The organism is Scandinavium sp. M-37 (assembly GCF_043558715.1).
Lineage (GTDB): Bacteria > Pseudomonadota > Gammaproteobacteria > Enterobacterales > Enterobacteriaceae > Scandinavium > Scandinavium vulneris_A.
On the sequence record NZ_JBIGIN010000009.1, the window covers coordinates 70,185 to 94,085 of the forward strand.

Consider the following 23,901-nt stretch of genomic DNA (forward strand, 5'->3'; position numbering starts at 1 on the left):
CAAGAAAGATATCAACGGATTACAATAAATGCCGGATAGCCACCGCCTATTTCTTCAATAGTCAAAAGGCTGAGTAATCGTTAGAATTGAGCTATTTAAGTGACAGGGGTCGCAATGACAATAAAAATATTAATTTTCATCCCGATGGATAACTCCAGGCATTTCGTCACTGTTATCTCTTCCGAATGTTATTCATTGCTTTTGAAATAGTTGATAGTCACATCGAAAAAAATTAATTAAACTTCATTTTATCAAAAATAAAAAAGCCCCGAATTACGGGGCTTAGAGAATTAAATATCACTAAAATACACTCAGGTATTTTTAGAACGGGATATCGTCGTCGAAATCCATCGGCGGTTCGTTAGACGGTGCCGGAGCGGAGGACGGCTGCTGCTGCGGACGGGACTGCGCGCCGCCGCTGAACTGGTTGCCGCCCTGTGGCTGCTGTGGTTGACCCCAGCTTCCGCCACCCTGCTGCTGACCGCCACCTGCTGGTGCGCCGCCGCCCTGACGGCCGCCGAGCATCTGCATGGTGCCGCCAACGTTGACCACGACTTCCGTGGTGTATTTTTCAGCGCCGGACTGATCGGTCCATTTGCGAGTACGCAGTTGGCCTTCGATATAGACCTGGGAACCTTTACGCAGATATTCACCGGCCACTTCCGCCAGTTTGCCGAACAGCACGACGCGGTGCCATTCAGTCTGCTCTTTCATTTCGCCGGTCGCTTTATCACGCCAGGATTCAGAAGTAGCCAGCGTAATGTTGGCAACTGCACCACCACTCGGCATATAGCGTACTTCCGGGTCCTGACCCAGATTACCGACGAGAATCACCTTGTTTACGCCTCTGCTGGCCATGATCGTGTCTCCTGAAACATTTCTTTATAGTGTAAACGGGGGATTGTAGCATTACAAAGTGTCGATTTGATAGTTTGCGAGCCGGATTCCAGTAATCCATTTTGGATACAGTTCGTTGCAGCGAAACGCTGAAGCACGATTCCACTACTGTATATTCATTCAGGTCAAACTGTGTCATAATTAGCCGTTTCCGCCGTTTGTCCTTCAAGCAAACCAGGCATTCCGAGTCTCTACCGGGAAAGGTGAATGGATAAGATCGAAGTTCGGGGCGCCCGCACCCATAATCTCAAAAACATCAACCTCGTCATCCCTCGCGACAAACTGATTGTCGTGACCGGGCTTTCTGGGTCAGGAAAATCTTCGCTGGCGTTTGATACGCTGTATGCCGAAGGGCAGCGGCGCTACGTGGAATCACTCTCCGCCTATGCGCGTCAGTTCCTGTCGCTGATGGAAAAACCCGACGTTGACCATATCGAGGGGCTGTCTCCGGCCATCTCTATTGAGCAAAAATCAACGTCGCATAACCCGCGTTCCACCGTCGGGACCATCACCGAAATTCACGATTATCTGCGTCTGCTGTTTGCCCGCGTGGGCGAGCCGCGCTGCCCGGATCACGACGTTCCGTTGGCGGCACAAACCGTCAGCCAGATGGTCGATAACGTGCTTTCGCAGCCGGAAGGTAAACGCCTGATGCTGCTGGCTCCGGTGATTAAAGAGCGTAAAGGCGAGCACACCAAAACGCTGGAAAACCTGGCGAGCCAGGGCTACATCCGCGCCCGTATTGACGGCGAGGTCTGCGACCTTTCCGATCCGCCGAAGCTCGAGCTGCAAAAGAAACACACCATCGAAGTGGTGATTGACCGCTTCAAGGTGCGCGAAGATCTGGCCCAGCGTCTGGCCGAATCCTTTGAAACGGCGCTGGACCTGTCTGGCGGCACCGCGATTGTCGCCGACATGGACAACCCGAAAGCCGATGAGCTGCTGTTTTCCGCCAACTTTGCCTGTCCGATTTGCGGCTACAGCATGCGCGAACTGGAACCGCGTCTGTTCTCGTTCAACAACCCGGCGGGCGCGTGTCCAACCTGTGACGGCCTGGGCGTGCAGCAATATTTCGACCCGGACCGCATCATTCAGAACCCGGAACTTTCGCTGGCAGGCGGCGCTATCCGCGGCTGGGATCGCCGTAACTTCTACTACTTCCAGATGCTGCGCTCGCTGGCGGAGCATTATGAATTCGACGTTGAAGCCCCGTGGGGCAGCCTGAATGCACACGTGCAGAAAGTCGTGCTGTACGGTTCAGGAAAAGAGTCAATTGAATTCAAATACATGAACGATCGTGGCGATACGTCTGTACGTCGTCATCCGTTCGAAGGCGTGCTGCATAATATGGAGCGCCGCTACAAAGAGACCGAATCTAACGCGGTGCGTGAGGAGCTGGCGAAGTTCATCAGCAACCGTCCGTGCACCAGCTGTGACGGTACCCGCCTGAACCGCGAAGCGCGCCACGTATTCGTCGAGAATACCCCGCTGCCAACGATTTCAGATATGAGCATCGGCCATGCGATGGAGTTCTTCCAGAACATGAAGCTCAGCGGGCAACGCGCCAAAATCGCTGAGAAAGTGCTGAAAGAGATTGGCGATCGCCTGCGATTCCTGGTCAACGTCGGTCTGAACTATCTTTCACTCTCCCGCTCGGCGGAAACGCTCTCCGGTGGCGAAGCCCAACGTATTCGTCTGGCAAGCCAGATTGGTGCTGGTCTGGTGGGCGTGATGTACGTGCTGGATGAACCGTCTATCGGCCTGCATCAGCGCGATAACGAACGCCTGCTCGGCACGCTGATTCACCTGCGTAATCTCGGTAACACGGTGATTGTGGTGGAGCATGACGAAGATGCTATCCGCGCGGCTGACCACGTGATTGATATCGGCCCAGGCGCTGGCGTCCACGGCGGTGAAGTGGTCGCCGAAGGCCCGCTGGAAGCCATTATGGCAGTGCCGGAATCATTGACCGGCCAGTACATGAGCGGCAAGCGTAAAATCGAAGTGCCGAAAGAGCGTGTCCCTGCCGACCCGGCCAAAGTGCTGAAACTGACCGGTGCGCGCGGCAACAACCTCAAAGACGTGACGCTGACGGTGCCGGTTGGCCTGTTCACCTGCGTGACAGGGGTGTCAGGTTCCGGTAAATCGACGCTGATCAACGATACGCTGTTCCCGATTGCCCAGCGCCAGCTCAACGGTGCGACCATTGCCGAACCGGCTCCGTATCGTGATGTCGCGGGCCTTGAGCATTTCGACAAAGTGATTGATATCGATCAGAGCCCGATTGGCCGTACGCCGCGCTCTAACCCGGCGACCTACACCGGCATCTTTACGCCAGTGCGCGAACTGTTCGCCGGCGTGCCGGAATCGCGTTCACGCGGTTATACGCCGGGCCGTTTCAGCTTCAACGTGCGCGGCGGTCGCTGCGAAGCCTGTCAGGGCGATGGCGTTATCAAGGTAGAGATGCACTTCCTGCCGGATATCTACGTGCCATGCGATCAGTGCAAAGGCAAACGCTATAACCGCGAAACGCTGGAGATTAAGTACAAGGGCAAGACCATCCACGAAGTGCTGGATATGACCATTGAAGAAGCGCGTGAGTTCTTTGATGCCGTTCCTGCGCTGGCGCGTAAGCTGCAAACGTTGATGGACGTTGGCCTGACGTACATTCGTCTGGGTCAGTCGGCGACGACGCTTTCCGGCGGTGAAGCCCAGCGCGTGAAGCTGGCGCGTGAGCTGTCGAAACGCGGCACCGGCCAGACGCTGTATATCCTCGATGAACCGACCACCGGTCTGCACTTTGCCGATATCCAGCAACTGCTGGACGTGCTGCATAAGCTGCGGGACCAGGGCAACACCATCGTGGTTATCGAGCACAATCTGGACGTGATCAAAACCGCAGACTGGATTGTCGATCTCGGCCCGGAAGGCGGCAGCGGCGGCGGGGAGATCCTCGTCTCCGGCACGCCAGAAACGGTCGCGGAGTGCGAAGCCTCACACACGGCGCGCTTCCTCAAGCCGTTGCTGTAATCACTCTGTAAGATGCTGCCTGACCTGGTCAGGCAGCATCCCCATCGCCTGCTGATAAGAAGCATCCACCAGATAGTAAATCTGCGAATCCGGCAGTGACCCGTCAAGATATACCGTGCTCCAGTGGGCCTTATTGAGATGCTGACTGGGACGCACATCGCTGTGCTGCTGACGCAATAAATCCGCGAGTTCCGGGCTGGTTTTCAGCGAGGTTGCCGGGCGGCCTTCCACCTCTTTCACCATCGCAAACAGCACATCAGACACTTTAATCTGCGTAGCCTTCCAGTCGCTGTGAACGCTCTGTTCGGCTCCGGGCTTGTTCATGCAGTATTGCAGCAACTCCGAAATGGTCATCTTGGTTCCCCTCAGCGAAAAAGTCTTTTCTAAGTGTGCAGCAAGACGGGAGAAAGGGGAAACGCTTCTGATTAAAAAAACGGCAACCCTCTCGGTTGCCGTTTTTGATTGTCAGTATTCAGAATTGACGATCACTTCTTCACCGTACGCCCCGGCATTCGGCAGCGGCTTGTAGGTGGAGTTCGAAGCCCGCAGGACACGGATACCCCGGGCACCCACGTCGCGGGCGGCAGTAATGTCATTGTCGGAATCGCCATAGAAGACTTTGATGTTCTTCTCCTTCAGCCACTGAACCTTAGTGTTCTGCCCGGCCTTATCGCCTGCAAAAATGACCGGATTCATGTTGGCAGCCGGGATCAGGAAATCATCCTGCAGCGTTTTAGACACGGTTTCGGTTTGAGTCTGGCTGCGCCCGGTGACGAAATAGATGCTGTCCCCACGTTTGACGTGCAGGGCGATCAGCGCGCGGGCCACTTCTTTCGGGATGCTGAACGCATCCCAGCCGTTGTTCATCTTTTCCCAGAATTCCGGATTCTTCAGATAGTCTTCACTGTCCGGGGAAAAGGTCTTTTTACCGCGCCAGAAGCCTGGGCTTGAGAACAGCACGGTATCATCAATATCAAAACCGACGGCCATCGGTGGGCGGCCCATCAAGCTGTTTTCAATCTGTGCCACGGAGACCCAATGAATCGGCACCTGTTCGGCGAGTTTTGCAACGTTTGTCCCGACATACAGCGGAGAGGGTGATGAAGCGTGTGCATCCACCACGGCGCTGTTGACGGTAAACAACAAGCAGATAGCGCTGAGCGCTAATGTAACCTTGCGCATAGATATTCCTTTAACATCCGATTGTTAACCTCTCTCCCTGCCGGGAGAGAGAATGTAAGTGAGCGCTTACATTACAGCAGCAAACGCCTGCGCCACGCGTTGAACGTTGCGAGTGTTGAGGCCCGCGACGCACATGCGGCCGCTGGCAATCAGGTACACGCCAAACTCTTCACGCAACCGATCGACCTGAGCCGCACTCAGCCCGGTATAGCTGAACATCCCACGCTGCTTGAGCAGGTAGTCAAAATTGCCGTTCGGTATCGCCTGTTTCAGCGCGTTAACCAGTTCCTGACGCATCGCCAGAATACGAATGCGCATGGCTTCCACTTCCGCCAGCCATGAGGCTTTTAGCGCGGCGTTGTTCAGCACGGCAGATACCACCTGCGCTCCAAAATTCGGCGGGCTGGAGTAAATGCGACGCACGGTCGCTTTTAGCTGACCGAGCACGCGACCTGCGGTTTCGCTGTCATCGCAGACGACCGACAGGCCGCCCACGCGCTCACCATAGAGCGAGAAAATCTTGGAGAACGAGTTGCTGACCAGCACCGGCAGACCTGCGCCCGCGATGGTGCGGATAGCGTAGGCATCTTCTTCCATGCCCGCGCCAAAGCCCTGATAGGCGATGTCGAGGAATGGGATCAGATTCCGCGCTTTCAGCACCTCAGTGACCGCATCCCATTGGGCGTTGGTCAGGTCCGCACCCGTCGGGTTGTGGCAGCACGGATGCAGCAGCACAATGTCTTTTTCAGGCAGGCTATTCAGTTTTTCGAGCAACGCATCGAAACGCACGCCGTTGGTCTCAGAATCGAACCAAGGGTAAGTGCTTACTTCGAATCCAGCCCCTTCAAATATGGCGATGTGGTTTTCCCAGGTTGGATCGCTGACCGATACTTTTGAGCCCGGGAAATAATGTTTGAGGAAATCCGCCCCCACTTTCAGCGCGCCGGAACCGCCCAACGTCTGGATGGTCGCCACGCGGTTCTGTTTCAGCACCGGATGGTCAGCGCCAAACAGCAGCGGCGCCACGCCGGTGCGGTAGGTGTTCAGACCTTCCATCGGCAGATACACCGACGCCCCGTGCGGCTGAGCGTTCAGCTGCGCCTCTGCTTCTGCCACGGCCTGCAGCTGCGGGATAATCCCGTCTTCGTTGTAATACAGGCCAATGCTGAGGTTCACTTTGTCGGTGCGAGTGTCTTCTTTAAACCGTTCCATTAAAGAAAGGATGGGGTCGCCTGCATAGGCGTCAACGTTCTGAAACACAGGTGGATTCTCCAGAGTTTTCGGGGCAGGGATAAACACAATAAACCGGATTTGCCTCGAATGGCAAAAAAGACTCTGCCATTTGTCATCGGGCTTCTCCCGCCGTCCGTTACCCCATCCGGCAAATAGTGGCCGCCGCTGTTCCTCCGTAGTCTGAATCCTGCGCAACCGCGCAATGACTACCTTGAGGAATACATTATGGATTCGCAATTTATTGGTTCTGTGATTAACGCCCTGCCACTGGAACACATGATTGGTGGCCCACTGCAGGCAATGATTAAAGCCCAGGTACAAGCGAGCAAGTCCTATACCGATTTTCTGCTGTCGGTGTGTATTAAAGATGGCAAAGCCGTGGCGATTGAATTCGACTACGACGAAACGCTGGTTGATGAGCAAGGCGTCAGCAAAGGCGTACTGACCAAAAAAATGTCGATTCCCCTGCTGGCGGCCATTTCGCACCCGATTATCTCCATCGAAGAAGGGACCATCGACTTCGAACTGGAAGTGAGTCAAAGCGAAGCCAGCTCAAGCAGCACCGATGCGGAAGCCTCGACCGAAGTCTCTCTCGGCTGGGGCCCGGTCAAGGCTAAGCTGTCCGGTAAGGTGTCGCATAAATCGGAACAGACACGCTCCACCGATACCCGCGCTAAATACTCCATCCACACCCAGGTAAAACGTCAGGACCCGCCGGAAGCCCTGATGCGCGTGATTGATTATCTGACCGAAGCGAAAACTAAACCGGTGACCGCCGCCGCGCCGCCGTCAGATCCACAATCGCAAACACCGCCACAGACTCAGCCTAAATAACCTGCCCTTTTACCGCCAATGAGGCCGCCCCCGGTGGCCTCATTTCTGGAGAGAATCATGCCTTTCAAGAAATGGTTACAGGGTGGAAAGGATAACGAGCCTGAAATAACCCCCCCGCAGGGAAGCGAGGGATCGCCTCCACCTCCGGAGCAAGGCAATCGCTCGCCGCCAGGAGGTGGAATGCCCAATGTGCCGGTCACACTGGAGGATATTACCCGCGGGATGCAGTACGCCGCGACCGCCGCGAACGAAATGATCGCCCAGCAATACATGAAGGCGCTGGACCCTTTTTTCGAGCCAGCGGAAGACGGCACTTTGCAGCCGCGAACGGTGCAATTGGGGCTGGATGATAAGCACTACTTCAACCTGCCGCTGATAGCCATGTCGACACCACGTGGCCTGATGCTGGAAAAAATGAAGGTCAACCTGACGATCCGTACCGAAGGCGTTCAAAGCCCGGTTCAGCAGAATGGCGAGAACCACTTTGGCCGTTTTCACGTCAGCATGTCCCCCGCCAGTGACACTCAGGGTGGGCGCGACAGTCGTCATGTGGACGTGGAGATGCAGTTTACGGTGCTCGAACCGCCGGAAAGCGTGATGCGGTTGATTGATGAGTACACCAATAAAGTGGTTCCGATCGCCAAAACAGAGGAGTCCGCACCATGAGTAATAAACCCGAAAGCACAGGTGATAAAGGCATTCAGCTCATTTGCGAATATGAAGGTCTGAAGCTGGCGCGCTATCGCGATGCTGTCGGCCTGTGGACCATTGGCTATGGGCATCTGATCCTTAAAGAGGAGATGAATACGCTGCTTAAAGTCACCACTGGCGAGGCGAAAAATCTGCTGCGCAAGGATCTACATCGTACCGAGGTGGGCGTTAAAAAGTTACTCACCGTCAGCGTGACGCAAAACCAGTTCGATGCCCTGGTTTCTTTTGCCTTTAACCTCGGCGTCGGCAGTCTGAAAAAATCTACCTTACTGAAAAAACTCAATACGGGGGATATTCAAGGTGCAGCCCTGCAATTCAAAAGCTGGAATAAAGCCGGGGGGAAAGTGCTGGCGGGTTTAACTCGTCGGCGTGATGCGGAAAGGAAATTATTCCTGAGTTAATCGACTCGGCAACTTAACAGGTGAATAAAGATGAAAGCTATTCATAAAACGGTTCTGGCCCTGGCATTATCGGGGATTTTTATCTGCAACGCGTCGCTGGCGGCAACGACCTGTGAAGGCGAGGTCGGCACCTTGAATAAAGAGTTGGTCAAGCGCGGCGTGGTAAAGATTAACGATCCGGCCAAGCTTGCGACCACGCTGCGAGAATTAAATCAATCCGGCCGCCTGCCAAAAGAGTACATCACCAGCGCTGAAGCCAAAAAGCTGAACCCATCATGGGATGACAGTAAAACGTTATGGGGATTAACCCCTACCAATGGAAAGGTTATTGGTGGCGACGCCTACCGCAATTCGATGCTAAACGGAGACAAGGTCTGGTACAGTGCCGATGTTGATGGCAGCCGAGGTTATCGCAGTAACCTGCGCCTTATTTATAGTCCGGAAACGTCGAAAAAATATATCACCCCCGATAAATATCTGCGCTTCCTTGAAGTCGCTCCCTGCCAGTAAACCGCTGCGCCGTACCGCCACACGGAGTACGGCGCAGATTTCAGCTAAGGAATATATCCGGAAGCAATGCTGTTCCCACAGAGCGGGTTATTCTGTGCTGTGCCTGTAGACGAAGAATTGTTCACCTTTCCAGGGTTTATAAATGAGTCCTTCAGCCCCTGCTTGGGATTATTTTCCAGCACCTTCAAAATTTAAATCGATTATTTCACGACGTTGAGGTTATTTTCGAAAGTAGTCCTTTTGAGGATCAATTACGCGCTAGTGTGTGTCCATATACTTGAGCCAGAGGCGTGCTGCCTGAGTGCGGTTATGCACCTGCAAGCGATTAAATATTGATTCCAGATGCACTTTGACCGTCCCGGCGCTGATATTTAACTGACGACCGATTTGTTTATTGGTACCGCCATTCGCCAGAAGGCTCAGAACCTCCTGTTGACGCTGGCTGAGCAACGAAGGCGTTTGCGCGCTCTTCTCACTGAAAGCCACCACCGACTGGTCGGGAAAACAGACAATCCCGGCCATCACCGTTTTCAGGATCAGGCTGATCTTTTCGGCGGTTTGTTCTTTGGTAATGATGCCCTTAATATTGTGGCGTAGATCGTAACCCACCGGTTTACCGGCCATTTTTCTCAGCATCACCACCACCGGGATCTGCGGATAATACTGCGCCAGCCGCTGAACAAACGCTGTCGAGACTAACTCGCCATCCAACAGGATCAGCGTCACCGGCTTCTGGTCGAGAATCACAATCGCCTCATCGAGAGTAGTGGCTTCAATAATCTGGCAATCGGGCATTATCTTTCCAAGTGCTACTTTCATACCATGGATATAAAACGGCAACTCATCGATCATTAAAATATGCATAACAACGCAACCTCTTGCTGTGTTTATTTTCTCAGGATGTCATCACCACTGTATCAGCGAGTTTTTAGTATGATTCCTAAAAGTAAAGTGAGAAAACAGCATTTGGCCTATGCCAAATATCATATTGGGCCTGATATTTAAGCATTACTAATGTGCTAATTATTGCTCATTAAATAATGGACCGCCCGTCACTGTGAATGACCTATGACGACAGGCATATTTTCAAGGTTAGCGTTGGCGATTATTGTTGAGTGGCATTTTCATCAGAAATGCATTAACTCATTCCCTGTCAATAAAAGAAGGAACGCAATATGTGTATATCCTGGTTCACACAACCAGCGAATTCTTTCGCTTCTTGCTATTTATACAACCGTACGACCCATGAATTTTGTCGCGTCCGTATCGAACTGGGCCGCAGCGCCAGCGAGCAAGATAACGGGGACACTATTGTCTCTTATCGTGCGACTCGCGCCGTCGGTTTTGTGGCGAATGGCGATGGCTATCGCACCAGCCAACTCGAGCGCTGGAGCATCAATGAGGCGCATCAGTTATGTTACAACGGTGAGCCGCTGCCGCAGGATCCTGTGGTCGGCTACTCCGTCTTTGACAGCACCACACCGGCAAGTTTTGTGCATCGCGGCAACCCGATCACCAGCGATCCACGCCTGCCTGCGGGGATCACCCGTGAAGATATGGTCACGCTGGCTCGGTTGGTGATGGAGAACGATCGGGGACGGATAACATTGACGGCACGAGACGCAACAGAAATCGAACTGCGCGACGCCATTCTGCAAGCTATTCGCGCGCGTCGCTAAGCGGCTGTGAGGGGTTCAGACCGGGGTACAAACGCGTACACCGGTCTGCTTTTCAGTCGACGTATTTCATCGCTACCCGTGACGTCAGGCGCGTGATAAGTTCGTAAGCACTTACTTTCGTTATTTCAGCAATGCGTTCAACCGGCAGGCCATTGCCCCACAGAATCACCGGGTCGCCCGCTTTGTCAGCGGCTTGCGGGCCGAGATCGACGCAAATCATGTCCATGGCGACACGGCCAACCACCGGCACTTCGCGACCATTAACCAGCACTGGCGTGCCGGATGGTGCAGCGCGCGGATAACCATCCCCATAGCCCATAGCGACCACGCCGAGACGGGTGTCATGTTCGCTTACCCAAGTGCCGCCGTAGCCTACCGGCTCGCCAGCTTTGTGTTCACGTACCGCTATCAGGCTCGAGGTCAGCGACATCACGGGTTGGAAGCCAAAATCTTCGCCGCACTGTGAACCTTCCAGCGGCGAGACGCCGTAGAGAATAATGCCCGGGCGCACCCAGTCGAAATGCGACTGGGGCCACAGCAGGATCCCGCCGGACGCGGCGATGGAACGTTGACCCGGCTTGCCTTCGGTGAAGGTGGTGAAGATATCGAGCTGCTGCTCGGTAGCGCCGCAATCAGGCTCATCCGCCCGGGCAAAGTGGCTCACCACATTCACCGGCTGGCGCACGTTTTTGCACTGACTTAGGCGCTGGTAAAACGCATCGGCCTCTTCCGGACGCACGCCCAGACGGTGCATACCCGTATCGAGTTTCATCCACACCGTTACCGGTTCAGGCAATTCTGCCTGCTCCAGTGCTTCAAGCTGTTCGGGATTATGCACCGCGGTGTGAAAACCCTGGGCTGATATCAGCGGCAGATCGCTGGCATTGAAAAAACCTTCCAGCAGCAGAACAGGCTGGCGGATGCCCCCCTCTCGCAGGCACAGCGCCTCTTCCAGGCGAGCAACGCCAAAGGCATCGGCGTCAGGGAGCGTGCGCGCGGTCTCCAGAAGACCGTGTCCATAGGCGTTCGCTTTCACGACCGCAACGAGCTTACTGGCCGGGGCCAGTTCACGCAGGCGTTGCAGATTGTGTCGCAGAGCGCGGCGGTTAATGACTACAGTTGCCGCTTGCATTTAAATTCCTTAGATATCACTCATCATCGTATTGCGGGCCCGCATAATTATCAAAACGCGACCATTGCCCGTTGAACGTCAGACGTACCGTACCGATCGGGCCGTTACGCTGCTTACCAATAATGATTTCGGCGATGCCTTTCAGGTCACTGTTCTCGTGATAAACCTCATCACGGTAGATGAACATGATTAAGTCGGCATCCTGTTCGATGGAGCCGGATTCACGCAGGTCGGAGTTGACCGGGCGTTTGTCCGCACGTTGTTCCAGGGAGCGGTTCAGCTGCGACAGCGCCACCACCGGCACCTGCAACTCTTTGGCTAACGCTTTAAGAGAACGCGAGATTTCGGCGATTTCAAGGGTACGGTTATCCGACAATGACGGGACGCGCATCAGCTGCAGGTAGTCGATCATGATCAGGCCGATGCCGCCGTGCTCACGGGCGATGCGGCGCGCGCGGGAGCGCACTTCCGTTGGCGTCAGACCGGAAGAGTCATCGATGTAGATGTTACGTTTTTCCAGCAGAATACCCATGGTGCCCGAAATACGCGCCCAGTCTTCATCATCAAGCTGACCGGTTCGGATTCGGGTCTGATCGACGCGCGACAGTGAGGCCAGAGAACGCATCATTATCTGTTCCGAGGGCATTTCAAGACTGAAGATAAGCACCGGCTTATCCTGCAACATCGCCGCGTTTTCGACGAGGTTCATCGCAAAGGTCGTTTTACCCATCGACGGACGCGCGGCGACGATAATCAAATCCGACGGCTGCAAACCGGCTGTTTTCTTGTTCAGATCGTCATAGCCGGTGTTCACCCCGGTGACGCCGTCATGCGGTTGCTGGAACAACTGTTCGATACGCGCCACGGTAGCGTCGAGCACTTCGGCGATATTTTTCGGGCCTTCGTCTTTGTTGGCCCGGCTTTCCGCGATTTTGAATACCCGGGATTCGGCTAAATCCAGCAGATCTTCACTGGTGCGTCCCTGCGGATCAAAACCGGCCTCGGCAATTTCGTTGGCGACGGAGATCATGTCACGCACGACCGCACGTTCACGCACGATGTCCGCATAAGCGCTGATGTTCGCCGCACTTGGCGTGTTTTTCGACAATTCCGCCAGATAGGCAAAACCGCCGACGCTGTCCAATTGCCCTTCCCGCTCCAGCGATTCCGCGAGCGTAATCAGGTCAATCGGGCTACCCGACTCATGCAATTTCGCCATCTCGGTAAAGATGTGGCGATGCGGACGGGTATAGAAATCTTCAGACACGACGCGTTCTGCCACGTCGTCCCAGCGCTCGTTATCCAGCATCAAACCGCCCAACACCGACTGTTCCGCTTCAATCGAGTGCGGCGGTACTTTCAGCCCGGCGACCATCGGATCGCGTTCACGTGGCTCAGTCTGTTGTTTGTTGAAGGGTTTATTTCCTGCCATAGTGAATGGAGTTACCGGGTTAAAGAGTGGGTCGTAAGATTATCATATCTGATGCCCCTGCTAAACGATATGTACGGAGGAAGCATGGCAACGCGCATTGAATTTCATCAACACGGTGGGCCTGACGTACTCAACGCCGTGGAATTTACTCCAGCGGATCCGAAAGAAAACGAGATCCAGGTGGAGAACAAAGCCATCGGCATTAACTATATCGATACCTATATCCGCAGCGGACTGTATCCGCCGCCCGCTTTGCCGAGCGGTCTGGGAACGGAAGCCGCAGGCGTGGTCAGCAAAGTGGGCAGCGGCGTGCAGCACATCAAGGCGGGGGATCGCGTGGTGTATGCGCAATCGGCGCTCGGCGCGTACAGCTCGGTGCATAACGTTCCGGCAGACAAAGCCGCCATTCTGCCTGCGGCCATCTCTTACGAGCAGGCCGCCGCCTCGTTCCTCAAAGGGCTAACGGTGTTTTATCTGCTGCGTAAAACCTGGGAAATCAAACCCAACGAACCGTTCCTGTTCCATGCGGCGGCGGGCGGCGTGGGGCTGATTGCCTGCCAGTGGGCGAAAGCGCTCGGGGCGCAGCTGATCGGCACCGTGGGCTCAGCGCAAAAGGCGCAGCGCGCGCTTCAGGCCGGGGCCTGGCAGGTGATTAACTATCGTGAGGAAAATCTGGTAGAACGGGTGAAAGAGATAACCCAGGGTAAAAAGCTGCGCGTGGTGTATGACTCGGTAGGGAAAGAGACCTGGGAAGCTTCACTCGACTGTCTGCAACGCCGAGGCCTGATGGTCAGCTTCGGTAATTCCTCGGGCGCGGTTACCGGCGTGAATCTCGGGATCCTGAATCAAAAAGGGTCCCTGTATGTGACGCGCCCATCCCTTCAGGGCTATATCACTAACCGGGAAGAGCTGGAAGAAGCCAGCAATGAGCTGTTTTCACTGATCGCCAGCGGGGTGATTAAAGTGGATGTGGCCGACAGCCAGAAATTTGCCTTACACGATGCGCAGAAGGCGCACGAAACGCTGGAGAGCCGGGCGACAGAAGGTTCAAGCTTGTTGATTCCCTAGCGGGGCACGGGCAGAAATAATGAGGGCTTCCCGTGGGAAGCCCTTCTTTTTTTATCGTTCGCTGTATGTAGGGTACAGCGCGATGAATTCATTATCGCGCTAACAATGACAGATTTATGACGCGCTGCCTACGCTGCCCTTCTCAGGTTGTGACGTATCCCGCAATCATTAATAACGGCGACGGTACTGCGGCACTTTCGGCGCTTTAACGGCGCGGATAATCCACACCACGGCGACGGCAAGCAGCAACCACGGTAGCAGTTTGATCATCAGCGCAAACAGGCCACCGACAAACATCAATACGGTGGCAACCACAATCGCCGCCAGAATACCCAGCATCGATACCCCGGTGATCAGCAGCATGACAAAGAATCCGATGATAAATAACAGTTCCAGCATGGCTTATTCCCCTTATGAAATTATTCTCTGCCTTTACTGTGACAAATACAAAAATCATGCCAAAACGTAATTCATTGATTAAAAATGAAAACGCCCCGCAGCACTGTGCGAGGCGTGGTCAATCAGACTAACTTTTAGCGTAAAAATTAACGTTTATTCGCCACCAGTTGCAGCGCCTGTTCTAAAACTTCAATGTCCGCACCGGCCTTATGGGCGTTCTCGCTGAGGTAGCGACGCCACTGCCGCGCCCCCGGAATGCCCTGGAACAAGCCGAGCATGTGCCGCGTAACGTGGCCTAAATAAGTGCCGTTACTCAGCTCGCGCTCAATGTACGGATACATGGCACGCACCACCGCCACCGGGTCAGGGTCAACCCCGTCAACGCCGTAAATCTCACGATCGACCGAGGCCAGAATGCCCGGGTTCTGATACGCCTCGCGGCCCACCATCACGCCATCCATATGCTGCAAATGCTCGTGGGCTTCCGCCAGCGATTTGATGCCGCCGTTAATCGACATTGTCAGGTGCGGGAAGTCACGCTTGAGCTGATAGACACGCGGATAATCCAGCGGGGGAATTTCGCGGTTTTCTTTCGGGCTCAGGCCGGAAAGCCAGGCTTTACGCGCGTGGATGATGAACATCTCGCATTCGCCATTGCCGGAAACGGTGTTGATAAAATCACAGAGGAATTCGTAGCTGTCCTGGTCATCAATGCCGATCCGGGTTTTGACCGTCACCGGAATGGACACGACGTCGCGCATCGCTTTGACGCAATCGGCCACCAACTGGGCATTGCCCATCAGGCAGGCACCGAACATACCGTTCTGTACGCGGTCGGACGGGCAGCCGACGTTGAGATTGATCTCATCGTAACCGCGCTCTTGCGCAAGCTTAGCGCAGTGCGCCAGCGCTGCCGGGTCACTGCCGCCGAGCTGCAATGCCAACGGATGTTCTTCCTCACTGTAGGCCAGGTAGTCGCCTTTGCCGTGAATGATCGCCCCGGTGGTCACCATTTCGGTGTACAGCAGCGTGTGGCGAGACAGCTGGCGCAGGAAGTAACGACAATGCCGATCCGTCCAGTCGAGCATCGGTGCGATGGAGAAGCGGTGAGCAGGATAAGCGGTGGATTGTGTTTCTGGCAGCATGGCGAATTTATGAGCATCCGGTGGAAATGGGGCGCTACTATAGCACAAAGAAAATGCGGAGGCGCATGGCCTCCGCTTCATCCTATTAACCAACGCGAATCAGAAGGTCAGGCCCAACTGCACGCCCGCGCCCCAGGTTTGATCTTCGCCATACAGCCCCGTTAAGTCGACGTGCACGGTGTTCAACGGCGCGAAGCCTACCCCGGCGGTGAAGACGTTGCTGTCGTTACCCTTCACATCCGCACGATAACCGCCCCGCACCGCCAGCCAGCTCAGCGGTGTCACCTCTGCCCCCACTCCGACATACTGCGAGTCGTCCTCGCTCTTGAAGCCTTTGGTTTCCGTCAGGTCACCGTCGGCGCTCAGCGTCACAAAATCGGTATGCCACGCCACGCCAGCCGTCACCAGCGGACGGATCTGATAGGTGTCTTTGTAGTTGGTGGTCACCCCGGTGGCCCCGTTGGTGATGCGCACGTCTTTGGTGTCGATATCACGCGACATCAGGTTTTGACCGCTCAGGCCCAGGGTCCAGTTTTCACCGAAATCCGCCGCGATACCGGCATCGACGTTAAAACCGGTGTCGTCAGTACGGTATTTGTCCTTTTTCCAGTCGTCACTGTGATAGTCATCGATAGAGGTGGTGTAGTTGTAGAGCCAGGTTTGCTGCAGTTTTGGCGTCACACCCAACGACACCGGCACGCCGCCGATATCGAATTGGCGCGCAATCGCTATCCCATAATCGGAAACAATTGCCCCTTTACCGGACGCCGTTGAGTTGAGGTTGTTGGTGATTTCGTCGCTGCCGCTGATCACCGCATTGGCGGCCTGGGTAGCCGCGAACGCGTCGGAGTTCTGAATGTTACGCAGGTAGTCGATATCGTTCTGATCGATACTGGAGCTGGCACGCGCGTGAGCATAGGCTTTGGCGACAAAGGCCAGAGATACCGCCGAGGTTGGCACGCTAACGGCGATCCCTGCTCCGGCGGTCGCGCGGGCGGTTTTTCCTTTCAGGTCTTCCAGCTGTCCGGCCAGATCCCCCGCCGCACTCTGGAATTCGTTTAACGTGCCGCCAGGGTTCAACAGGATGTCTTGTGGCGTCAGGTTATCGAGTACCTTTTTGTAGTGGTTGATTTCATCGCTGATATCGTCAATTTGATCGCGAAGATTGTCTTTGTCGGTAATCTGCGCCCCCACAGATGGAATAACGACAGAGACATCATCGTCCGGTTGTGCCTTCGCCAGTAGCGCGGGGTTAATCAGCACCGCGCTGCCATAATTGGCCGACGCCACCCCGGTTCCCCCCATTGCATCGTTTCTTGCCTCGGACCAGGTATTGGCCGCTCCCGCCTGATTTGCCATAAACAGGGAGACGGCCGCTGACACCACAGAATATTTAATATTTTTTTTCACAGTATGCTCGTTATATGCAGGTGAACGTTTTTCCCCGTTCAGTTATCCGCTGAAAAGGGCCGAACTATTGCTGTGAATAACGATGTAAAAAGCAGCCAATTAGGATGATTTGCCTTAAGGCTCACTGTGTTAAGGTTGAATTATGTGATGCCCCTCAATATTTATAGAAGAGATTGTTATTTTCGCGAAGGTTTCCCGTCGTGAGGACCAAAAAATTGTGGCGGATGGTCGACCCAGCGGTCCTGACGAGTGGCGGCATATTCCGGATTCAGCGGGTAATAAATACGGTTATGCTTTTTATTGGCCTCTCCGACCACCAATAATTCTACGTCGGCCTCTGTATTGTTGATAAAGGTGTGGCAGACGCCAGTGCCCGATGGAAAGCCCACACTATCACCCGGTTCAAGCTGCCAAAGGTAGCCGTTGATCCACGCCTGAGGGCGGCCACTCACCACATAGATAAACTCTTCTTCATCACTTTCGGCATGAGGATATGAGGTGCGGCGGCCCGGTGGCAGGCGTTCGTGATGAATACCAAGCCGCATCAGCCCGAGCTTACGCGCCAGCGGTGCGCCTATGGAAAACAGCTCGCTGCTGTCGGGATAGGTTGAATTATCGGCTTCTTCCAGCTCACGCCAGTGTCGAATACAGTCAGGTCTTTTCATCTTGTCCCTCCTGGGTTGTTGGGTCATGTATAGCACACTCGGCAGGTTATCGGCGTTTGGGCCTAAACATGATAAAGTAGGCGTTTACTTTACACCCGATTCGAGGCGCCTATGGACAACTCCACTCCACAAGACATGCTCGTGCAGGCCGAAAGGCTTTGCGCCCAACGTGGCGTGCGACTGACACCCCAACGCCTCGAAGTGCTCCGCCTGATGACGCTGCAACAGGGTGCGATCAGCGCCTATGACCTGCTGGACCTGCTGAAAGTGAGCGAACCACAGGCCAAGCCGCCGACCGTGTATCGGGCGCTGGAATTCTTACTCGAGCAGGGATTTGTGCATAAGGTGGAGTCCACCAACAGCTATGTGCTGTGCCATCTGTTCGATAAACCCTCGCATACATCGGCGATGTTTATCTGCGATCGCTGTGGCGTGGTGAAGGAAGAAGCGGCTGACGGGGTGGAAGACATTATGCATGCGCTGGCGGCCCGGATGGGATTCGCGCTGCGCCATAACGTTATTGAAGCCCATGGGCTGTGTTCAGGGTGTGTCGAAGTGGAAGCTTGCCGCACGCAGGACTGCTGCGGTCACGATCATACTATCCTCATCAAACGCAAACCGGGTCAGAAATAAGCGCCAGAAAAAGATTGGGCGGCCTTTAAGCCGCCCTGAGGGTTGTACATCCGTGTACGCACGGGTAGTGCATTTATTTACCAGCGGTAATCGTTGCGGGTTTCCCAGTCTTTCACTTCGTCCTCGGCCTGATCTTTCGCATAGCCGTAACGCTCCTGGATTTTCCCGACCAGCTGGTCGCGCTTACCTTCAATGACGGTAAAATCATCATCGGTCAGCTTACCCCATTTCTCTTTCACTTTACCTTTGAGCTGTTTCCAGTTACCGCCGACTTCGTCTTTATTCATGATCCATTCCTCTTAGTTCGGTGGAGAGAGTGAAATAACATCGTCCGTAAAACACTGTTTTCTGCTGGACGTGATATTCAGTATAGGTAAGGATTTTGCCAGCTGGAGATTATTCAGAATCTTTAACCATCGACTAAAAACGAAGCGGCTACGAAAACCAGGTTCCGTGTTGCCAGTGACGCCGCCAAATCCACGCCAGCGCCAGGCCGCGCAGAGCGAGGAATACCGCCAGCGCCAGCCACAATCCGTGGTTGCCGAAAACGGGCACGGTGAGCAGAGTCAGGGCAAAACCCGCCGCCGCTACCGCCATGCTGTTACGCATCTCCGCCCCACGCGTCGCACCAATAAACATGCCATCAAGCAGATAACACCACACGCCTATTACCGGTAAAACCACCTGCCAGATAACGTAGCGATCGGCCAGTTCACGCAGTTCAGTGATGGACGTTAGCATGGCGACAATGTGTTCCCCCGCCAGGGCATAAATCAGCGCAAACGCCAGGGCGACAATGCCGGATTGACGGCACGCCGCTTTCCAGACCTGCAAGAGCTGGCTGCCATCCCGCGCACCATACGCCTGGCCGGAGTGGGCTTCCACCGCGTAGGCAAAGCCGTCCAGCGCGTAGGCGGTAAAGGTCAGCATGGTCATCAGCACCGCGTTGACCGCGACGATGTCGCTCCCAAGCCGGGCGCCCATTACCGTCAGCGCGCCAAAGCACAGTTGGAGCAGCAGCGAGCGCAGCATGATGTCGCGGTTGAGCGCCAGCAGGCGGCGAATATTACCGCGCCAGGCGTCTTTCAATAGCGCCCACGAAATGCCCCGCAGGTGTAACACCCGACGCACCATCAGTAGGCCGATGAAAAAAGTCACGTATTCGGCGCAGACCGTGGCCAGCGCAGCGCCCTGCACGTTCATGTGCAGGCCCATCACCAGCCATAAATCGAGCGCGATGTTCAGCACATTGCCGACCACCAGCAAAATCACCGGGGCCCGCGCATACTGAACCCCAAGCAGCCAGCCCAACAGCACCAGGTTAGCCAGCGATGCAGGCGCGCTCAGCCAACGAATCTCGAGGAAGCGGCGGGCCTGTTCGAGCACCGCCTCGCTGCCGCCGACAATATGCAGCGCCAGGTCAATCAACGGGATGCGCAGCAGCACGATGGCCGCTCCCGCGCCCAGCGCCAGGAGCAACGGCTGTACCAGCGCTCTGGCGAGGCGAACAGGATCTTTTGCGCCGAAGGCTTGCGCGGTCAGGCCGGTCGTGCTCATACGCAGGAACAGCAGCAGCATAAACAGGAAGCTGGTCGCCATTGATCCGACCGCCACGCCGCCGAGGTACACCGGGCTATCGAGATGGCCGATAACCGCCGTATCCACCAGCCCAAGCAGTGGCACGGTAATGTTGGAGAAAATCATCGGTAGCGCGAGACGCCACAATGCCTTGTCCGCAGCGGTGAATAGCGACATGAGAAAACCTGTGAGAGTGAATGAGGTAAAAAAGATAACAAAATGGCGCCAGAACGGCGCCACTGAAAATACTTAATTCCGGCCTGGCGAGACGGTTACTGCCATTCGCCGTTGCGGATAACGCCAACCGCCAGCCCTTCGATGGAGAAGTTCTGCTTGCGCAGATCGACCACAATCGGGGAAAACTCACTGTTTTCCGGCAGTAGTTCAACGGTGCTGCCCTGCTTTTTCAGGCGTTTCACGGTCACTTCGTCATCGATACGGGCGACAACCACCTGGCCGTTACGCACGTCCTGGGTTTTGTGTACCGCCAGCAGATCGCCGTCGAGAATACCGATATCACGCATCGACATGCCGCTAACGCGCAGCAGGAAATCAGCGCTCGGCTTAAACATCGCTGGATCGACCTGGTAATGTGCTTCGATATGTTGCTGTGCCAGCAGGGGTTCACCTGCTGCGACGCGGCCAATCAGCGGAATGCCTGATTCTTCTTCAATCAGCAGACGAATACCGCGGGATGCGCCGGAAACAATCTCGATTACGCCTTTACGTGCCAGCGCTTTCAGGTGCTCTTCAGCCGCGTTCGGGGAACGGAACCCCAAGCGCTGCGCGATTTCCGCACGCGTTGGCGGCATGCCCGTTTGGCTGATGTGATCCCGGATAAGATCGAACACCTCTTGCTGCCTGGTCGTTAACGCTTTCATTCCGCCCCCTGGGTGTATATACAGTTATGCTGTGAGTATATACAGCTAATGGCGATTTTGGAACCGCAAAACGCACAAAAAACCAGACGTTTGCGTAATTATGCGAGCGTTAGCGAAAATGCGTCCACAGCAGCGACACCCAGGTGAAGACGGCGACCATAATCGACAGCAGTACCGCGGCGGAGCCCATGTCTTTTGCTCGCCCGGACAGCTCGTGACGTTCTGTGCCGATGCGATCGACCACGGCTTCAATCGCACTGTTGAGAATTTCCACTATCATCACCAACAGGACCGAGCCAATCAGCAGCACCCGGGTTATCGCATCCACGTCTAACCAACAGGCAATAATGACGGCGATAATGGCGGCGGTTCCCTCCTGGCGAAAGGCCGCTTCGTTTTGCCATGCGGCGCGGAAGCCCTTCCAGGAATAGCCTGCCGCTTTGAAGATTCGGGTGAACCCGGTGGTATCATTTGCCATCAAAAGAACCTTTTACATTATTAGCGTCAATGTCGGTGTGTGCCGCGCGTGGTAGAACAGATATTCTGTGCACTTTCTGTTATCCTTGCGGCGCATTTGCATGATTAACCAGAGGCTTTACATCGTTTATGTCTGGCTGGCCACGAATTTACTATAAATTACTGAATTTACCATTAAGCGTGCTGGTAAAAAGCAAGTCTATCCCGGCAAATCCTGCCGAGGAGCTGGGACTCGATACCTCACGCCCAATTATGTATGTTCTGCCGTATAACTCGAAAGCAGATCTGCTGACCTTACGCGCCCAGTGTCTGGCGCATGACCTCCCGGATCCACTGGAACCGCTGGAGATCGACGGCACCGTGTTGCCGCGCTACGTGTTCATTCACGGCGGGCCGCGCGCGTTTACGTATTACACGCCGAAAGAAGAGTCTATCAAGCTCTTCCATAATTATCTGGATTTGCATCGCAGCAATCCAGAACTCGATGTGCAAATGGTCCCTGTGTCGGTGATGTTTGGTCGCTCACCGGGCCGTGAAAAAGGCGAAGCTAATCCGCCACTGCGCATGATGAACGGCTTCCAGAAATTCTTCGCCGTGACCTGGCTTGGTCGCGACAGCTTCGTGCGTTTCTCGCCGTCCGTGTCGCTGCGCCGCATGGCCACCGAGCATGGCACCGATAAAATCATCGCTCAGAAGCTGGCCCGCGTAGCGCGTACCCATTTTGCCCGTCAGCGTCTGGCTGCCGTTGGCCCGCGTCTGCCAGCCCGTCAGGACTTGTTCAATAAGCTGCTGGCGTCCAAAGCGATTGCCCGTGCGGTGGAAGACGAAGCGCGTAGCAAGAAAATCTCCCATGAAAAAGCACAGCAGAACGCCATTGCGCTGATGGAAGAGATTGCCGCCAACTTCTCTTACGAGATGATTCGTCTCACCGACCGCGTACTCGGCTTCACCTGGAACCGTTTGTACCAGGGGATCAACGTCAATAACGCCGAGCGCGTGCGTCAGCTGGCGCACGACGGCCATGAGATTGTCTATGTGCCCTGCCACCGCAGCCACATGGACTACATGCTGCTCTCTTACGTGCTTTATCACCAGGGCCTGGTACCGCCGCATATCGCCGCCGGCATCAACCTGAATTTCTGGCCCGCGGGCCCGATTTTCCGCCGCCTGGGCGCGTTCTTTATTCGTCGTACCTTCAAGGGTAACAAGCTGTATTCCACCGTATTCCGCGAATACTTAGGCGAGCTGTTCAGCCGCGGCTATTCCGTTGAGTACTTCGTGGAAGGTGGGCGTTCCCGTACCGGTCGTCTGCTGGATCCGAAAACCGGCACCCTGTCTATGACCATTCAGGCAATGCTGCGTGGCGGCACCCGTCCAATCACCCTTGTGCCTATTTACATCGGCTACGAGCACGTGATGGAAGTGGGCACCTACGCCAAAGAGCTGCGCGGGGCGACCAAAGAGAAAGAGAGCCTGCCGCAGATGCTGCGCGGCCTGAGCAAACTGCGTAATCTCGGTCAGGGCTACGTCAACTTTGGCGAACCGATGCCGCTGATGACCTATCTCAACCAGCACGTGCCGGAGTGGCGGGAGTCCATCGACCCGATTGAATCCATTCGTCCGGCCTGGCTGACGCCGACCGTGAACAACATCGCCGAAGACCTGATGGTGCGCATTAACAACGCCGGGGCGGCCAACGCCATGAACCTGTGTGTGACGGCGCTGCTGGCCTCGCGTCAGCGCTCGCTGACCCGTGAACAGCTAACCGAGCAGCTCGATTGCTATCTGCAGCTGATGCGCAATGTGCCGTATTCCTCGGATTCCACCGTGCCCTCTGCCACCGCCGGTGAGCTTATCGATCACGCGTTGCAGATGAACAAGTTCGAAGTCGAGAAAGACACCATCGGCGATATCATCATCCTGCCGCGCGAGCAGGCAGTGCTGATGACCTACTATCGCAACAACATCACTCACATGCTGATGATCCCGTCGCTGCTGGCCGCGATTGTGACCCAGCATCGCAAAATCTCCCGCGCGGAGATGGTGCGACATGTGGAAGTGCTGTACCCGATGCTGAAAGCCGAGCTGTTCCTGCGCTGGGAAAAAGACGAGCTGGCGGGCGTTATCGACCTGCTGCTGGCCGAGATGCAGCGTCAGGCGCTGATCACCGTTGAGAATGACGACGTTAGCGTCAATCCGTCGCACTCCCGTACCCTGCAACTGCTGGCTGCCGGTGCCCGTGAAACGCTGCAACGCTACGCCATTACCTTCTGGCTACTGAGTGCGAATCCGTCCATCAACCGCAGCACGCTGGAGAAAGAGAGCCGCACCGTGGCACAACGCCTGTCAGTGCTGCATGGCATCAACGCGCCGGAGTTCTTCGATAAAGCGGTGTTCAGTACCCTGGTGCTGACCCTGCGTGACGAAGGATACATCAGTGATACCGGCGATGCCGAACCGGCGGAAACGCTGAAGGTGTATCAGATGCTGGCGGAGCTGATTGCTTCCGATGTGCGTCTGACCGTCGAGAGCGCCAATCAGGACGCCTGACCTTAGCGCGTAAAAAAGCCGGAGCAATGTGAGTTGCTCCGGCTTTTTTGTTTT

General features: G+C 55.3%; 24 protein-coding genes. 9 read left to right on the top strand and 15 right to left on the bottom strand.

Annotation, left to right across the window (positions count from 1 at the left end; all coding sequences use genetic code 11):
* Positions 1–321: 321 nt before the first annotated feature.
* Entirely contained in the window at positions 322–858 is a 537-nt protein-coding gene (gene ssb1, locus ACG0Z5_RS09050) for a single-stranded DNA-binding protein SSB1 (protein ID WP_394446605.1), read from the bottom strand.
* A 246-nt stretch (positions 859–1,104) separates the two neighbouring features.
* Here ssb1 and uvrA point away from each other — a divergent pair, with 246 nt between their 5' ends.
* Positions 1,105–3,927: an excinuclease ABC subunit UvrA gene (gene uvrA, locus ACG0Z5_RS09055; protein WP_394446606.1), complete on the top strand. Its 2,823-nt coding sequence runs from the start codon at positions 1,105–1,107 to the stop codon at positions 3,925–3,927.
* Here the strand turns inward: uvrA and ACG0Z5_RS09060 are convergent, their stop codons facing one another.
* The 3 genes from ACG0Z5_RS09060 to tyrB form a co-directional block, all read right to left on the bottom strand.
* A complete protein-coding gene (locus ACG0Z5_RS09060; RefSeq protein ID WP_319627644.1) occupies positions 3,928–4,281 on the bottom strand; it encodes an MmcQ/YjbR family DNA-binding protein in 354 nt (117 codons plus the stop codon).
* A 111-nt stretch (positions 4,282–4,392) separates the two neighbouring features.
* Positions 4,393–5,109: an acid phosphatase AphA gene (aphA, locus tag ACG0Z5_RS09065; protein WP_394446607.1), complete on the bottom strand. Its 717-nt coding sequence runs from the start codon at positions 5,107–5,109 to the stop codon at positions 4,393–4,395.
* Between the two features lie 66 nt (positions 5,110–5,175).
* Entirely contained in the window at positions 5,176–6,369 is a 1,194-nt protein-coding gene (gene tyrB / locus ACG0Z5_RS09070) for an aromatic amino acid transaminase (protein ID WP_394446608.1), read from the bottom strand.
* 198 nt (positions 6,370–6,567) lie between these two features.
* Between tyrB and ACG0Z5_RS09075 the strand changes: the two genes are divergently transcribed.
* The 4 genes from ACG0Z5_RS09075 to ACG0Z5_RS09090 are packed head-to-tail and all read left to right on the top strand — an operon-like array spanning position 6,568 to position 8,798.
* Complete coding sequence (locus tag ACG0Z5_RS09075) at positions 6,568–7,176, top strand: DUF2589 domain-containing protein (protein WP_394446609.1); 609 nt, start codon at positions 6,568–6,570, stop codon at positions 7,174–7,176.
* Positions 7,177–7,233: 57 nt separating this feature from the next.
* Positions 7,234–7,842 carry a DUF2589 domain-containing protein gene (locus ACG0Z5_RS09080; protein ID WP_394446610.1) on the top strand — a complete coding sequence of 203 codons (609 nt, stop codon included), beginning with the start codon at positions 7,234–7,236 and terminating at the stop codon, positions 7,840–7,842.
* A complete protein-coding gene (locus ACG0Z5_RS09085) occupies positions 7,839–8,288 on the top strand; it encodes a lysozyme (protein ID WP_394446611.1) in 450 nt (149 codons plus the stop codon). Before ACG0Z5_RS09080 ends, ACG0Z5_RS09085 begins: the two co-directional genes overlap by 4 nt.
* A 30-nt stretch (positions 8,289–8,318) precedes the next feature.
* Entirely contained in the window at positions 8,319–8,798 is a 480-nt protein-coding gene (locus tag ACG0Z5_RS09090; protein ID WP_394446612.1) for a ribonuclease, read from the top strand.
* 258 nt (positions 8,799–9,056) lie between these two features.
* Here the strand turns inward: ACG0Z5_RS09090 and ACG0Z5_RS09095 are convergent, their stop codons facing one another.
* Positions 9,057–9,662 (bottom strand): response regulator transcription factor, encoded by a 606-nt coding sequence (locus ACG0Z5_RS09095; RefSeq protein ID WP_394446613.1) that lies wholly within the window; start codon positions 9,660–9,662, stop codon positions 9,057–9,059.
* 311 nt (positions 9,663–9,973) lie between these two features.
* On the opposite strand from ACG0Z5_RS09095, the gene ACG0Z5_RS09100 reads away from it, so the two are divergent.
* Positions 9,974–10,477 carry a hypothetical protein gene (locus ACG0Z5_RS09100; RefSeq protein ID WP_394446614.1) on the top strand — a complete coding sequence of 168 codons (504 nt, stop codon included), beginning with the start codon at positions 9,974–9,976 and terminating at the stop codon, positions 10,475–10,477.
* A 52-nt stretch (positions 10,478–10,529) separates the two neighbouring features.
* Here the strand turns inward: ACG0Z5_RS09100 and alr are convergent, their stop codons facing one another.
* Together alr and dnaB are read right to left on the bottom strand one after the other, a co-directional pair.
* The gene (gene alr, locus ACG0Z5_RS09105; protein ID WP_394446615.1) at positions 10,530–11,609 is read right to left on the bottom strand and encodes an alanine racemase; all 1,080 of its coding nucleotides are present in this window, start codon (positions 11,607–11,609) and stop codon (positions 10,530–10,532) included.
* Positions 11,610–11,625: 16 nt separating this feature from the next.
* Positions 11,626–13,041, bottom strand: coding sequence for a replicative DNA helicase (dnaB, locus tag ACG0Z5_RS09110; RefSeq protein ID WP_319627640.1), 1,416 nt, complete (start codon positions 13,039–13,041; stop codon positions 11,626–11,628).
* Between the two features lie 84 nt (positions 13,042–13,125).
* On the opposite strand from dnaB, the gene ACG0Z5_RS09115 reads away from it, so the two are divergent.
* Positions 13,126–14,109 (top strand): quinone oxidoreductase, encoded by a 984-nt coding sequence (locus ACG0Z5_RS09115; RefSeq protein ID WP_394446616.1) that lies wholly within the window; start codon positions 13,126–13,128, stop codon positions 14,107–14,109.
* 168 nt (positions 14,110–14,277) lie between these two features.
* Here ACG0Z5_RS09115 and pspG read toward each other — a convergent pair whose 3' ends face one another.
* From pspG to ACG0Z5_RS09135, 4 genes are all read right to left on the bottom strand, one after another.
* Positions 14,278–14,508 (bottom strand): envelope stress response protein PspG, encoded by a 231-nt coding sequence (pspG, locus tag ACG0Z5_RS09120; protein ID WP_319627638.1) that lies wholly within the window; start codon positions 14,506–14,508, stop codon positions 14,278–14,280.
* 146 nt (positions 14,509–14,654) lie between these two features.
* The gene (gene dusA, locus ACG0Z5_RS09125; RefSeq protein WP_319627637.1) at positions 14,655–15,653 is read right to left on the bottom strand and encodes a tRNA dihydrouridine(20/20a) synthase DusA; all 999 of its coding nucleotides are present in this window, start codon (positions 15,651–15,653) and stop codon (positions 14,655–14,657) included.
* Between the two features lie 99 nt (positions 15,654–15,752).
* Positions 15,753–17,063: a conjugal transfer protein TraF gene (gene traF / locus ACG0Z5_RS09130; protein ID WP_394446617.1), complete on the bottom strand. Its 1,311-nt coding sequence runs from the start codon at positions 17,061–17,063 to the stop codon at positions 15,753–15,755.
* 176 nt (positions 17,064–17,239) lie between these two features.
* Positions 17,240–17,728: a cupin domain-containing protein gene (locus tag ACG0Z5_RS09135; RefSeq protein WP_394446618.1), complete on the bottom strand. Its 489-nt coding sequence runs from the start codon at positions 17,726–17,728 to the stop codon at positions 17,240–17,242.
* A 111-nt stretch (positions 17,729–17,839) separates the two neighbouring features.
* Between ACG0Z5_RS09135 and zur the strand changes: the two genes are divergently transcribed.
* Positions 17,840–18,361 (top strand): zinc uptake transcriptional repressor Zur, encoded by a 522-nt coding sequence (gene zur / locus ACG0Z5_RS09140; protein WP_394446619.1) that lies wholly within the window; start codon positions 17,840–17,842, stop codon positions 18,359–18,361.
* Positions 18,362–18,438: 77 nt separating this feature from the next.
* Here the strand turns inward: zur and ACG0Z5_RS09145 are convergent, their stop codons facing one another.
* From ACG0Z5_RS09145 to ACG0Z5_RS09160, 4 genes are all read right to left on the bottom strand, one after another.
* Entirely contained in the window at positions 18,439–18,648 is a 210-nt protein-coding gene (locus ACG0Z5_RS09145; protein ID WP_125354113.1) for a CsbD family protein, read from the bottom strand.
* A gap of 148 nt (positions 18,649–18,796) precedes the next feature.
* Positions 18,797–20,116, bottom strand: coding sequence for an MATE family efflux transporter DinF (gene dinF / locus ACG0Z5_RS09150; protein WP_394446620.1), 1,320 nt, complete (start codon positions 20,114–20,116; stop codon positions 18,797–18,799).
* Positions 20,117–20,211: 95 nt separating this feature from the next.
* A complete protein-coding gene (gene lexA, locus ACG0Z5_RS09155; protein WP_394446621.1) occupies positions 20,212–20,820 on the bottom strand; it encodes a transcriptional repressor LexA in 609 nt (202 codons plus the stop codon).
* Between the two features lie 109 nt (positions 20,821–20,929).
* On the bottom strand, positions 20,930–21,298 hold the full coding sequence (locus ACG0Z5_RS09160; RefSeq protein WP_319627630.1) for a diacylglycerol kinase: 369 nt from the start codon (positions 21,296–21,298) through the stop codon (positions 20,930–20,932).
* Between the two features lie 128 nt (positions 21,299–21,426).
* Here ACG0Z5_RS09160 and plsB point away from each other — a divergent pair, with 128 nt between their 5' ends.
* Positions 21,427–23,847 carry a glycerol-3-phosphate 1-O-acyltransferase PlsB gene (gene plsB / locus ACG0Z5_RS09165; protein ID WP_394446622.1) on the top strand — a complete coding sequence of 807 codons (2,421 nt, stop codon included), beginning with the start codon at positions 21,427–21,429 and terminating at the stop codon, positions 23,845–23,847.
* Positions 23,848–23,901: the final 54 nt, after the last annotated feature.